The following is a 13705-nucleotide window of genomic DNA, read 5'->3' as shown; positions in this document are numbered from 1 at the left end:
ACAGATACGTTTATGAAGATACAGCATCAGATCTCCGGAAAGTCTTATAAAGCATCCGGTTTTATCGGAAGATACCAGAAGCTCGTTACGGAAACGGTAATCCCGTGGCAGGAAAAGATCCTGATGGATGAGGCTCCGAATACCGAGAAAAGTCACGCAATAGCTAACTTCATCAACGCGGGGAAAGTCCTGCGCGGTGAGGATCCCGGAGACGGATTCTACGGGATGGTCTTCCAGGACAGTGATGTCGCGAAATGGATTGAATCGGCGTCATTCTCATTGATGAACACGCCTGATCCCGAACTCGAAAAAGAGCTGGATAAAGTAATAGGTTACATCGCCGCGGCACAGGATGAAGACGGGTATCTTAACACGTATTTCACGGTCAAGGACCGCGATAAGAGATGGACAAATCTTCACGAGGCTCATGAACTCTATGTTGCAGGCCACATGATAGAAGCCGCCTGCGCGCATTTCGAGGCAACGGGAAAAAGAACACTCCTTGATGTCATGATAAAAAATACGGAGCACATATACGACCACTTCATCGTTAAGGGCAATCCCGGCGTGCCCGGTCATCCCGAGATAGAACTTGCGCTCATGAAACTCTACAGGCTGACGGGGAATGCCCGCGCTTTGGAACTGTGCAGGCATTTTCTGAATGAACGGGGGACGGATCCGGAGCTTTTCATAAAAGAGGCTGATAATCGCAACTGGAGCGTCTGGGGTTCGAACCCCAGGGATGAGGGCGATCTCTTATACCGTCAGTGCGACAGACCGCTTCGCGAACTTGAGGCTGCGACAGGTCATGCCGTCAGAGCCGTTTATCTTTATGCAGGCATGGCGGACTATGCGTCGGAGGCAGGAGACGATGAACTGCTTTCCGCGTGCAGGCGTTTATGGGACAGCATCGTCAGACGAAGGATGTATGTTACCGGCGGCATCGGTTCGACGGTGCAGGGCGAAGCCTTTACGGTGGATTACGATCTTCCGCCGGATACCGCTTATGCCGAGACATGCGCTTCCGTTGGCCTCATTTTCTTTGCGTCGAGAATGCTCGAAAACGAGATAAAAGGCGTGTATGCCGACATCATGGAAAGGGCATTCTACAACACCGTTCTGGCAGGCATGGCGCTGGACGGAAAGAGATTCTTTTATGTAAATCCGCTCGAGGTCGACCCCGGGATATCCGGAGTTGCCGTCACTCATAAACACGACCTGCCCGTGAGACCAAAATGGTATCAGTGCGCATGCTGTCCTCCTAATGTCGCAAGACTCATAGAGTCGTTTGGCAGATATGCATACGGAGAGAATGAGGACACGGCTTACTGTCACCTGATCGCTCCGGGCGAGGTGCAGTTTGATAACGGACTTACGCTTACCTGTACCACTGATTATCCTCACGGAATGGACATCAGATATTCCGTAGAGGGAACGGGGAAGCTGGCTATACGCGTTCCGGGCTGGAGCAGTTCTTTCGGACTCGTAAAGGACGGCGTAAAGATCAGTCCCGAACTTGATAACGGTTATATCTGTATAGATGTGGAAGGTTCTTCAGAGATTGAACTGAAACTCGACGGAACGCCCCATTTCGTATATGCTTCGAGCCGCATTCCGAGAGCTGCGGGCATGGTATCGTTAAGGCGCGGACCGCTCGTTTACTGTTTTGAAGGTGTCGATAACGGAAGCGTTAAGGCGCTGTGCATAGACAGGAAATCCGGAATAGACATCACATCTGTTCCGGGGCTGCCTGATGTGGATGCACTGGCGGTAAAGGCGTGGCGTGAGGCTGAAAATGATGAACTCTATTCCGACGATGCGCCCGTAACTGAGCCTGTAGAGGCGGTCGCGATACCATACTATACGTGGGGCAACCGCGGTGAGACGGAGATGCGTGTCTGGATGAGGTGATAAGACCCGGTAGAGCTAAAGGTGAACTTATCTCTTGAGTTCGGGATGCTCTTTATAGAACTGATCCTTATCTTCGTACATCCTCTGATCCGCAAGCTTCAGCGCGGCGGTGATGTCGGTCGAATCGTTCTGATAGCAGTAGCCGAGTGAGAAGGATACATTGCCGTAGTGCCTTTGGAGTTTCTTTGTTTTCTCGCACTTCTCCTTGATCGTCTCTTCGGTGGTGAAGGACATGAAGATCATGAACTCGTCGCCGCCGGCTCTGTAGATCTCGTCACCGGTAAATACGTTCTGAAGGACTATCGCGGCATTCTTGAGCAGCAGGTCGCCTGCTTCATGACCTTCCTGATCGTTTACACGCTTCAGGCCGTTAAGGTCGGCAAAGACTATGCCGATGCCCTTGAGCTCATCGCTGTCGCTCTTTCTCAGGCTGTCGATCTTGTTGTTCATCTCGTTCCTGTTGAGGACGCCCGTGAGCAGATCCTTTGAGCTCAGGACTTTAAGCCTGTCTACGAGCCTCTGGTTTGCAATCTCAGAAGCTACGAAGTATGTAGTGAGTTCCAGTGTCTCTTTGATCTTTACGGAATTCTCGGTATCGAAATTACATGCCCAGATGTAGCCCAGGATCTCATCGTTGAACTTGAGAGGGAAGAGGACGATGCTGTTGACGTTTTTCTGTATGAGGGATTCATACCATTTCGGGTTCTTCTCCCTGATGTATTCCATGCCGTTCCTGTTCTTGGCGATGAGGCAGTTGCTTCCGCCGATCGTGTCCATCCATGAGGATGTGAGATCGTAGAACTGGTCGTTGAGGACTCCGCGCATGCTCGGGAGCATGGAGTATTCATTTCTGGATTCACAAAGGACGGAACACTTTCTGGTCTCGTGATCCGTGAGGAGGATTACGCAGGACTGTGCATCGCATATCTTTCTTATGTCGGAGATGACCTCGTCCATTGTATGAGCGAAATTGGTCGCACCGCTGAGTTTTATGCATGTCTTCAGGACATCGGTCGCGATGGAAGCGGAAGTGTTGCTCATCTCCTCGCTGTCCGCATTTTTAGTGACTATCTGTGAATATGTGCAGTAGTGGAGATTGCCTTCGCTTCCCAACGGCATCATGAAGAGGTTGAACCAGAAGTCGAATCTTTCCGGATGCACATAGGTGTGCATCGGCTGCTTCAGGACTGCGCATCTGTAGCAGAAGTCCTCGAAATTAAGATCCGTCGGGAAATATGTCTGATACTTGGAGTTCGGGATGAACTTGTTGGACATCATCTGGGGCGCATCTTCATTGAAGAATTCGATGGAGGCAATATAGGCGTCATTGCCTGTTACGATCCTGATATCGCCGTAGGAACCGTCTTCTTTTGTCTCGACCGAGATAATACATGTCATAACACCGATCATGTCGACAAAACTCTTATAGTCCATGGTACGCCTCCATTTATAAAGAATCCTTGACAGAATTGTACCACATCAGGGACGCGAATGGGATAACGGGGCAGTAAATTGAGATTTGATATTTATGCCTCGAAAACGGAGTCGCAGTATCTTACCGTCGCCATAGCATCCTTGGCATAGGCATCGGCGCCTATCTGCTCGGAATACTCAGGCGTCATGACGGCGCCTCCGACGACGACCTTTGTATCGGGCTTTCTTTCCCTGAGCTGCTTTATCGTTTCTTCCATGGATGCAACCGTGGTGGTCATGAGGGCTGAAAGCCCGACCACCTTAATGTTGTTCTCTATCGCGCAGTCAACGATGACTTCGGGCGGCACATCTTTGCCCAGATCTATTACGTCGTAGCCGTAGTTCTCGAGCATTACTTTTACGATGTTCTTTCCGATGTCGTGGATGTCGCCCTTGACGGTAGCGAGGATCACCTGTCCTTTTGTCGTTCTCGGCTTATCCGCCATGGCTTCCTTTACCACCGCGAATGCTGCCTTTGCGGCATCGGCACTCATGAGGAGCTGGGGAAGGAACACGGTTCCCGCTTCGAAGCCCTTGCCGACGCGGTCGAGTGCCGGGATCAGTTCGGCGTCGATTATCTCGAGCGATTCTTTTCCGGAAGCGAGTGCTTCTCTCATTGCTTCCGTGGCACGTCCGACGACGCCTCTCTCGATTGCTTCGCCGAGTGTCAGGGCTGCGCCTGAAGAAGCGGCGGATGAGCTTTTCGTGCCTGAGGAAGATGCGGAAGTGCCGGCGACATAATCTTTATAAGCATCGATGAATTCAGAAAGATTGGGATCCAGGTTCATCAGCGCATTATATGACCTGTATGAAGCCATCATGTGGCCGTTGCAGGGATTGATGATCGCGCATGAGAGGCCGTTCTGCATTGCCATCGTGAGGAAGTGTGAATTGACCAGCTCGCGGGCGGGGAGACCGAATGAGATATTGGATACGCCGAGTATGGAGTGTCCGGAGAATTCGTCTCTGACGCGCCTTACGGTATCAAGTGTCGCAATCGCGGAATTCGGGTCCGAGGAGACCGTCATGGCAAGACCGTCTATGACGATGTCTTTTCTCGGGATGCCGTAACGGTCTGCCGCTTCGTATATCTTCTTTGCGATGGCGATCCTGCCGTCTGATGTCTCGGGTATGCCGTCCTCATCCAAGGGAAGCGATACCAGGACGCCGCCGTATTTTGCGACAAGGGGCATTACCGCTTCGATGTTCTCTTCCTTGCCGTTGACGGAGTTGATCATGGGCTTGCCGTTATATATGCGCATGCCGCGCTCGAGAGCTTCGATATTCGTGGTATCTATCTGCAGAGGGAGATTCGTTACGGACTGGAGCTTTACGATGACGCTCTCCATCATGGACGGCTCGTCTATCTCGGGCAGTCCGACGTTTACGTCGAGAATGTGAGCTCCTGCTTCTTCCTGCTTCAAAGCTTCTGTGAGAATGTAGTCGATGTTGTTCTCACGGAGAGCCTGCTGGAGTTTTTTCTTGCCGGTGGGGTTGATCCTCTCGCCGATTATCACGGGCTTTTTGCCGATCTTTACGCAGTCTGCAAAACTCGTGACATATGTGTCGTTCTTTACGGTCGGCGGAGTGAAAGGCAGTACCTTTACTTTGTTTATCATCGTCCTGATATGGTCGGGAGTCGTGCCGCAGCAGCCGCCCATTACATGGACTCCGAGCTTGGCGATCTCCTCCATGACACAGGAGAATTCTTCGGGATCGACGTCGTAGACCGTTTCGCCGTTCTCAGTTCTCGGAAGTCCGGCATTGGGGTTAACGACGATGGGGAGTGAGCAGCATTTGACCAGACGCTCTGCGATCGGGAGCATCTGCTTCGGACCGAATCCGCAGTTGATGCCGATGGCATCGACCTTAAGTCCTTCGAGCATGGCTACGGTACCTTCGACGCTGCCGCCGGTGAGGAGCTTGCCTGATTCGTCGTAGACCATCGTGACGATGACGGGAAGGTCGCATACTTCGTGAGCTGCGACTACTGCAGCCTTAGCTTCATAGGAGTCGCTCATGGTCTCTATGAGCACCAGGTCGCCGCCTGCCTCATATCCCGCCTTTATTATCTCGGCGAAAACCCTGACTGCCTCATTGAAGGGGAGATCTCCCATGGGTTCCAGGAGCTTGCCTGTAGGACCGACGTCTATGGCAACGTAAGCATCGTCTTCACGTCCTGCCTCTTTTCTGGCTTCCTGGCAGAGCTTTACAGCCGCTGTCACTATCTCGGATACATTGCCGAACTTGAAGCCGTTGGCACCGAAAGTGTTGGTATTTACTATGTTCGAGCCTGCTTCGAAATAACTCCTGTTAAGAGCTCTTATGTCATCCGGTCTTGAGAGGTTCCATGTCTCGGGGAGCTCGCCGCCCTTAAGTCCGAGTTTTTGGAGGATCGAACCCGTGCCTCCGTCACAGAATAACCATTCAGAACCGAGTCTGTCTCTTAAGCTCATGTGTCAAGAACCTTCTTTCGAGTAATTGCAGGTGTCATGCCTGCTGCATCCGGCGCATCCGGAGCATTTTAATGCGCTCCTGTTTATCCCGATGCCGATAAGCGCAGTGACTGATTTGGTGGGGACCATAAGAAGGGAATCCGTAAGTTCGATCCCAATCTGCTTCGATATATCAAGGAGCCTGAACCAGTCCTTCTGATGTTCGAGGGCAAGGTCGCCGTATCCTGGCGAGAATCTCGGTCGGAGGAAGAGCCCCTGCGACTCGTAATCCTTTTCGAGATTTGCATTGAAGTCGTCAAGGAAAGCCTCTATTGCTGCAGCGCCTGCTGCCTGATAGATTGCAGCTTCAGCAGATGACGTGACGGATGCTCTTCTTACGAGCATGTCGCAAGCAGGACCGATCGTCGCCGCAAGGAGGACTGCTCCGCAGCAGCCTTCGAGATTTCTTGCAAGGGAGGATGACGTCAGAGTGACTTCCTCTGTCTGTGCATGAATGGTGATGTCATTCCCGTTTATGGTGACGGGGAATTCCTTTGTGACGCTCCTTGGGTGAGACTGAGCGCTTACCTGATCTATGGCCTTTGATATCTTAGCCTCCATGTCGGGTCCGATATCCGTAAGACCGCGGTATCCCATGTACCGCTGTACCTCTTTTACGGGTATGTCGACTCCGAGCGGCATCAGTTGATGATCCCCTTGAGGTTGTAGAGAATATCGGAAGCCACGTCAGGCTTGTTCATGGAGTAGACGTGGATATGTGTTATGCCGTTCGCGATAAGATCGATTATCTGTTCAGAAGCATATATAATGCCGGCCTGGCGCATGGATACGGGATCTTCTCCGAACCTGTCGACTATTGCCTTGAAGCGTTCCGGAACGCTGGTGCCTGAAAGCTGTACCGATCTTGAGAGCTGCTTTGCAGTGGTGATAGGCATGATGCCGGGGACGACGGGTACGTTTATGCCTGCGTCCTTGATCCTGTAGAGGAAGTTATAGAAGATGTTGTTGTCGAAAAACATCTGCGTCGTGAGGAAGTCGCATCCTGCGTCGACTTTCTCTTTGAGATAACGGATATCGTCAGCCTTGTGCGCACATTCGATGTGACCTTCGGGGTAGCACGCTCCGCCGATGCAGATATCGGCATCCTGTGACCTGATGTCCTTTATGAGGTCAGATGCGTGGATATAGTCGTTGCAGATGATGCCGTCCTTCGGCGGATCACCTCTTAATGCCATGACGTTGTCTATGTTGTTTTCCCTGATCTGGCGGATCATGTTTGCGACATGCTCTTTGGTCGATGCCACACATGTGAGGTGGGGCATTACCGGAACGCCGTGCAGATTCTTGATGCCTGAAGCGACTTCTATCGTGAGCTTGGAGGTTGATCCTGCCGCACCGTAAGTGACTGACATATAGGAAGGTCCTAAAGCCGCGATGGCTCCTGCCGCTGTTTTAACGTCTTCGAGACCCGTTTCAGCCTTCGGAGGGAATACCTCGAAAGATATCGTCGGAGTCTTGTCTTCAAGTATCTTGCTGATCTTCATTCTTTAGCCTCTTTATATATGGGATTTTGCTCAATTTTACCAAAAACTGACGCAAAATCACATTTATAGAAATATGAAAGGATATTTAAGATTCTTTTACATTTTTTAGTTAAAATTAATTGTATGGTTTTTCCGCACTGCTAATGACAGGTTTATGAGGAGGTAAGATATGGATTTTCAGGCTTTTGTTGACAACATAGAGACCATGACATGCGTGATCTCTGTTGAGATGAAAGAAGACGGCAATTATGGGGATATCCGCCTGGTTGCGGGAAACAAGGCTTATGTACAATCGATAGAGGCAGCTTGGGACGGCCCCCAGCTGATGTCGAACAAGTTCGTACCTAACAGCATATATCAGAATTATTTCCCTAAGGATCTGAATTTTGAGACGGTATGTTACCGTGCAGCGGTCGAAAAGCATCCGGTACATACTTACGTCCATCCGGAAAGATTCGATTTCTGGTTCGATCTTTATCTTATCCCCCTAAAGAGTGAAGGGAACATGCATTACTGCACATATACCCAGGTCGTAACGCAGAAGGCTGATACGAAGAAGATGGCAAATCTGTCACAGGATACTGCTTCAGCAGTCCTCAACACCTGCATCAAGCTTTCGAACACTTCTGATTTTGACCATACGATACAGGAAGTCGTAAAGGATATCCGCGAGATCTGCGGTGCGTTTATATGCTGTATACTGTCAGTCAACCCGATAGACCGGACCTGCCGCGTTCTTGCTGAAGCAAGTTCCGAAGAAGGTCAGGGTCTGACGATGCAGTCGATCCTCGACGAAGATCCGAACTTCTATGAAAATGTCGCTGAGCAGTGGGAAGATACGATCGGCGGCAGCAATTGCCTAATACTCAAGAACAGAAGTGACATGGAATATCTTAAGGAGAGGAATCCTGTCTGGTACGAGTCGATGACAACACACAGGGTCGAGAGCATCGTCCTTTTCCCGATGAAGTTCGGTGAGGAACTCCTGGGCTACATCTGGGCTACGAATTTCGACACGCAGAAAACGGATCAGATCAAAGAGACAATGGAACTTACAACTTTCTTCGTTGCTTCATCTGTGGCAAGCGTTCAGCTTATCAGAAGACTTAAGATCCTAAGCTCGGTCGATATGCTGACAGGCGTTCTGAACCGTAATGAGATGAACGAGAGGATCGAGCGCATTGTGTCCGGTGAGGATTACTTAAGGAATCTCGGAATAGTATTTGCCGATATCAACGGTCTCAAGCGCGTTAATGACGAGCAGGGCCATTTTGCAGGAGACAGGCTTCTCAAGCATGCAGCGGAATTGCTGAGAGACGTATTTAAGAGATGCGATGTCTACCGTGCCGGCGGTGATGAATTCATGATCATAATCCCGGATACGGGCGATAAGGAACTTGAACAGTTCTGCAGTGAGCTGAAGTCGAAAGAACTGGGATTCGGCCCTGTCGGGTTTGCGACGGGATACAGCTGCGTAAATGATTCCCAGGACATCCGTAAAGCAATGCATACCGCTGATGAGCGCATGTACCTGGATAAGGCGGCTTTCTATGAGAAGCATCCCGAACTAAAGAGATGACATGAGGATTTTAAGGCTACTGATCAACTGATGATAAGAAACTGTTAGACGTATGATAGACGGACAAAGTTTACAACTTGCTTTTCTGCTCTTTGAAGCGGTCCTTTGATTTATACTTACGCCTCTTTATGCCGTAAGCAGGGATCCTCTGCGGGTAAGAAAATCCGTGGTGCTTTCACTGAACATCATCTGCGGTTTCATGCTCTTGTGCGAATATCTTTTCTATGTTTACAAGGGTACCACCGGTGCAATGAACGTGCTCATCATGCTCGCAAAGGATATCGACATCGATACCGTAGCCGAGGGCGTTGAACAGAACAATCAGATCAATGTCCTGAAAGGACTCGGTGTTGACGTCATCCAGGGTTATTATTTCGATAAGCCGCTCCGTAAGGAAGACATGACGGAAAGACTCAGGTCTCCGTATTATAAGAACATGCAGAGCTGAAAGCCCGTTGATGTTTAGCAACTTCCATAATAATTTCCGTTAATGAGAATAGATTTTTGATATAGAACGGGTGCCGGAGACTATACCTCAAGCTTCAAATGATGGATTATAATTCAATCATTATAAGGAAACCGGTGTTTATATTACCGGTGTTCCCTGAGGAGGATGAAAAGAAAATGAAGAAGATAATTTCGGTTGTTTTGGCTGCAGTGACTGCACTGTCAATTGCAACAGGCTGCTCCAAGATCATGGAGATCAAAGAAGTCGCCGAGAATTCCGAAGTGGAATCTCTTGTCTCGGCCGGTTCGGAATTCATTGACGAGATCACCGTGGCAGTTCCCACAAAGGACCGTGCGGGAAATGATATCAAGGTTCCGGAGAATGTTGAAAAGATCGTTTCGATGGCTCCTTCAACCACTCAGGTGCTCGTTGAACTTGGTCTGGGTGATAAGATCGTCGGTATAGATACGAACTCTGCATCTTTTGCAGACAAGCTTCCTTCAGGTGTCGCCCAGTTCGACATGATGGCACCCGATAATGAGGCTATCGCGGCTCTCAGCCCCGACCTCGTTTTCACATCGGGCATGAGCTCTGTCGGCGGAACATCACCTTTCCAGTCACTCGTTGACAGCGGTGTGTGCGTAGCCGATATCCCTACGCCTTCTTCGATCGAAGGCATCTGCGATGACATCGAGTTCATCGGTGCTTGTGTCGGCAAGGGCTATGAGGCTCTGGCTTACTCCAAGGGACTTACGGTATTCATGCAGGGCATCGAAGAGCAGGGCAAAACTGTTCCCGAAGGTGAGCAGAAGACCGTTCTCGTAATGATGAACGTTCCTGATGCGGAGTATCCGACAATCTACACATTCGGTAAAGACACATACATGAACGAGATGATCGAAATGCTCGGTGCAAAGAATGCATTCGGTGAGAAGTCAGGCTGGCTCGCAGTATCCGTAGAGGAAGCGATAGCTGCAAATCCCGACGTTATCCTCATGGACTGCAATTGGCTGCCCGGTGCCGCAGATCAGGTAAAGGCTCTTGAGGGTTGGGAAGAAGTAAAGGCCATAAAGGACGGAGCCGTATACCAGATCGATGAGGATCTCTGCTCACGTCCCAATCACCATGTCGGAGAGGCAACTCTCGAATGGGGCAAGTACATTTATGCTGATAAGTTCGGCAATTATACCCAGTCATTCGATGAACTCAAGGATGAATTCATTGAGAAGGTCGTCGGCTGACATCCTTTGAACGGAAACGGATATGACTAAAAGGGGCACAGGACTAAAGATAGCGATATCGGCAGTCCTGTGCCTTTTTATACTTATCCTCGCCATCAGGTCGGGAAGTGTCTACATCTCGCTCAAAGACCTTTTCGGGATAATCGGAGGCCACATAACGGGGAAAGGTACTCCATCAGATATCGAACCAATGATGGATTCGATATTCTGGACCATCAGGATGCCGAGAGCGCTGATGGCTTTCATGGTCGGAGGCGCGCTCTCTGTCAGTGGTGCGTGCATGCAGGCTCTCTTGCAGAATCCGCTGGCGTCGTCTTACACATTGGGAGTCTCGTCCGGTGCTTCTCTGGGTGCCGCGATGGTGCTCATCCTTGAGATATCGATCCCCGCGCTTGCGGGATTCATGCTGCCTTTCGCAGGTTTTGTCTTCGGTCTTGCCACAGTCGTCGCAGCCATGCTGCTCGCATCAGCGATCGACAGGAGCATATCCAACACCACTGTAGTGCTGATAGGTATGGTCCTGTCGCTTTTCGTAAACGGCATGATGAACCTGCTGTCGACTTTATACTCGGATCACTCCAAACAGCTCATCCTCTGGATGATGGGGTCGTTTTCCGCCAGGGGATGGAAGCACTGCGCGATCATGTTCCCGGTCTGTGTTGCAGGATTCATTGTGCTCATGCTGATGTCACGGAAACTGGACATCATGAGTTTCGGTGACCTTCAGGCACGGGCCATGGGCGTTGATGCTAAAAAGACCAAGACAGCAGCCATACTTGTATGCTCTCTTCTGACAGGCGTGTCGGTTGCTTTTACGGGAGTCATCGGCTTTGTCGATCTTGCGGCTCCCCATATCGTAAGAAAGATATTCGGACCTTCACACAGGCTCGTTCTGCCATTGTCGTTCATCTACGGAGGCGCGTTCATGGCTGCCTGCGATCTTATATCGAGAACGCTCCTTTCTCCCCGCGAGATACCCGTCGGCGCCGTCACGGCACTCATCGGGGCGCCGTTCTTTGCTTATGTTTTCTTTGCATCAAGGAGGAAACGCTGATGGAGATCACGGCAAAGAATCTGAGAGTCTCATACGGAAAGACCGAGATCCTTCACGGGATCGATCTTAAGATCGGGTCCGGCGAAAAGGTGTTCATCGGAGGAAGCAACGGCTCGGGAAAGACGACACTCCTAAGGGCTCTTGCCGGCATCATCCCGCATGAAGGAGAAGTGCTGATAGACGGCATGGAAGTATCTTCGATGAAGCGGAAAGACGTAGCCCGTCTCATCGCGCTCATGCCTCAGACAACTGATATATATTTTCCATACACCGTAAATGAGACTGTGCTTCTCGGCACATATGCCTCTGCGGGAAATTCTCTTTTCGGCGTCAGTGCCGCTGATACCGCTTATGCCGGAAAGTGCATGGAAGAATGCGGCATCACAGATCTTAAGGACAGGCACCTGGATGAGCTGTCGGGCGGGCAGCTGCAAAGGGTCCTTCTGGCGAGGACTTTCGCGCAGAGATCCCCGTTCCTTTTCCTGGATGAACCGGGCAACAATCTCGACATCAAGTACAAGGCTGAACTTTGCGACAGACTTAACCTTTGGGCAGGTTCCGGCACGGACGGCATCGACAACACTCTGGTCGGAGTGTTCCACGATCTCGGGCAGGCGAGGAGGTGCTGCTCGAGGGCGGTGTTCCTCAAAGAGGGCCGGATCGTTTTCGATGGTGACATAATCGACGGAACGACGCCTGAAATGCTGCTAAAAGTCTATGATTTTGACGTAGCGTCTTACATTGATTACAAATAACCGCTGTGATAGTATCTTGGCGATTTATTTAATGGAGGGGTCGGACTATGGGTAAATCGAAGGCTAAAGCAAAGAAGAAGAGAACATTCAAGCAGTTCCTGAAGGACAAGGATATCAACGTATCCGCAAAGACATATTTCGTCGATGCAATGGGCGGAATGGCTCAGGGACTTTTCGCATCACTTCTCGTAGGAACCATACTTTCAACACTTGCCAAGTATCTCGGCATGATCAACGTTCCGTTCTTTGTCGGACTGGCTCACTATATCGGTAAGGCAGGTTCGCTTGCTTCCGCCATCACCGGTGCCGCAATAGGTGTCGGTATCGCCGCTGCTCTTAAAGCTCCTATGCTCGTTATGGCATGCGCTGCAGCAGTAGGTTACTTCGCAAACGGTTATCCGGGAGCCATCGGAAACGTCGGACTTTTCGTGCTCGACAAGCCTTATACGGCAGGCCCTCTGGGCGTATTCATCGCAGTTATCTTCGCAGTCGAGATCGGCAAGATGGTTTCCAAGGAGACAAAGGTAGATATCCTAGTTACGCCTCTCGTTACACTGGGTGTCGGATATTTCATCGCTTACATCACATGCCCTCCGATCGCGATCGCTATGAACTGGCTCGGTACTTTCATCAACTCCGCAACACAGCTCCATCCGTTCGCTATGGGTATCGTTATCTCTGTTGTCGTCGGAATAATCCTCACGCTCCCCATCTCTTCTGCTGCTATCTGCGCATCAATCGGAATCGCGGGCATCGCAGGCGGCGCTGCTCTTGCAGGGTGCTGTGCTCAGATGGTCGGCTTTGCTGTCGCATCCTACAGAGAGAACAAGTGGGGAGGCATCGTATCACAGGGCCTCGGCACATCGATGCTCCAGATGCCCAACATCATGACACATCCCCAGATCTGGATCCCTGCTACTCTTGCAGCAGCTATAACGGGACCCATATCAACACTGGTATTCAAGCTCGAGTGCAACGGCGTTGCCGCAGGTATGGGTACATGCGGTCTCGTAGGCCCTCTCGGATGCTTCTCGGCAATGACTGAGTCAGGCACACTGTCCCCAATGGCGTGGGTCGGAATGGCTGTCGTATGCATCATCGCACCGGCTCTTCTCTCACTCCTTTTCAGCGAGATAATGAGAAAGCTCGGATGGATCAAAGAAGGATATATGAAGCTCCAGGGCTGATAATGTCCTGATGTTAAGGCACTTTGTAAACTTTGCTTTGAGGCTCGAAGGAAAACG

At 50.7% G+C, this 13705-nt stretch carries 11 protein-coding genes; 7 read left to right on the top strand and 4 right to left on the bottom strand.

The window, feature by feature from the left end:
• The first annotated feature begins 12 nt into the window (after positions 1–12).
• Complete coding sequence (locus BO18_RS19690) at positions 13–1911, top strand: glycoside hydrolase family 127 protein (RefSeq protein ID WP_034449072.1); 1899 nt, start codon at positions 13–15, stop codon at positions 1909–1911.
• A 27-nt stretch (positions 1912–1938) separates the two neighbouring features.
• Here BO18_RS19690 and BO18_RS19685 read toward each other — a convergent pair whose 3' ends face one another.
• The 4 genes from BO18_RS19685 to metF form a co-directional block, all read right to left on the bottom strand.
• Positions 1939–3345, bottom strand: coding sequence for a GGDEF domain-containing protein (locus BO18_RS19685; protein ID WP_034449070.1), 1407 nt, complete (start codon positions 3343–3345; stop codon positions 1939–1941).
• A gap of 92 nt (positions 3346–3437) precedes the next feature.
• Positions 3438–5840, bottom strand: coding sequence for a homocysteine S-methyltransferase family protein (locus BO18_RS19680; protein ID WP_034449069.1), 2403 nt, complete (start codon positions 5838–5840; stop codon positions 3438–3440).
• A gap of 3 nt (positions 5841–5843) precedes the next feature.
• On the bottom strand, positions 5844–6521 hold the full coding sequence (locus BO18_RS19675) for a vitamin B12 dependent-methionine synthase activation domain-containing protein (RefSeq protein ID WP_051688981.1): 678 nt from the start codon (positions 6519–6521) through the stop codon (positions 5844–5846).
• On the bottom strand, positions 6521–7384 hold the full coding sequence (metF, locus tag BO18_RS19670) for a methylenetetrahydrofolate reductase [NAD(P)H] (RefSeq protein WP_034449068.1): 864 nt from the start codon (positions 7382–7384) through the stop codon (positions 6521–6523). The genes BO18_RS19675 and metF overlap by 1 nt, the downstream gene beginning before the upstream one ends.
• A 169-nt stretch (positions 7385–7553) precedes the next feature.
• Here metF and BO18_RS19665 point away from each other — a divergent pair, with 169 nt between their 5' ends.
• The 6 genes from BO18_RS19665 (at position 7554) to BO18_RS19640 (ending at position 13648) form a co-directional block, all read left to right on the top strand.
• Positions 7554–8963, top strand: a complete 1410-nt coding sequence (locus BO18_RS19665) for a sensor domain-containing diguanylate cyclase (protein ID WP_034449067.1) — start codon at positions 7554–7556, stop codon at positions 8961–8963.
• 169 nt (positions 8964–9132) lie between these two features.
• Complete coding sequence (locus BO18_RS19660) at positions 9133–9411, top strand: EAL domain-containing protein (RefSeq protein WP_034449066.1); 279 nt, start codon at positions 9133–9135, stop codon at positions 9409–9411.
• Between the two features lie 176 nt (positions 9412–9587).
• Positions 9588–10652, top strand: coding sequence for an ABC transporter substrate-binding protein (locus BO18_RS19655; protein WP_185752520.1), 1065 nt, complete (start codon positions 9588–9590; stop codon positions 10650–10652).
• A gap of 22 nt (positions 10653–10674) precedes the next feature.
• Positions 10675–11706 (top strand): FecCD family ABC transporter permease, encoded by a 1032-nt coding sequence (locus BO18_RS19650; protein ID WP_034449065.1) that lies wholly within the window; start codon positions 10675–10677, stop codon positions 11704–11706.
• Positions 11706–12461 (top strand): ABC transporter ATP-binding protein, encoded by a 756-nt coding sequence (locus BO18_RS19645; protein ID WP_034449064.1) that lies wholly within the window; start codon positions 11706–11708, stop codon positions 12459–12461. The genes BO18_RS19650 and BO18_RS19645 overlap by 1 nt, the downstream gene beginning before the upstream one ends.
• 47 nt (positions 12462–12508) lie before the next feature.
• Positions 12509–13648 (top strand): PTS transporter subunit IIC, encoded by a 1140-nt coding sequence (locus BO18_RS19640; RefSeq protein ID WP_034449063.1) that lies wholly within the window; start codon positions 12509–12511, stop codon positions 13646–13648.
• Positions 13649–13705 lie beyond the last annotated feature (57 nt).

It is taken from the genome of Butyrivibrio sp. AE2032 (genome assembly GCF_000702965.1).
This window is presented reverse-complemented; position numbering and strand designations above follow the sequence as displayed.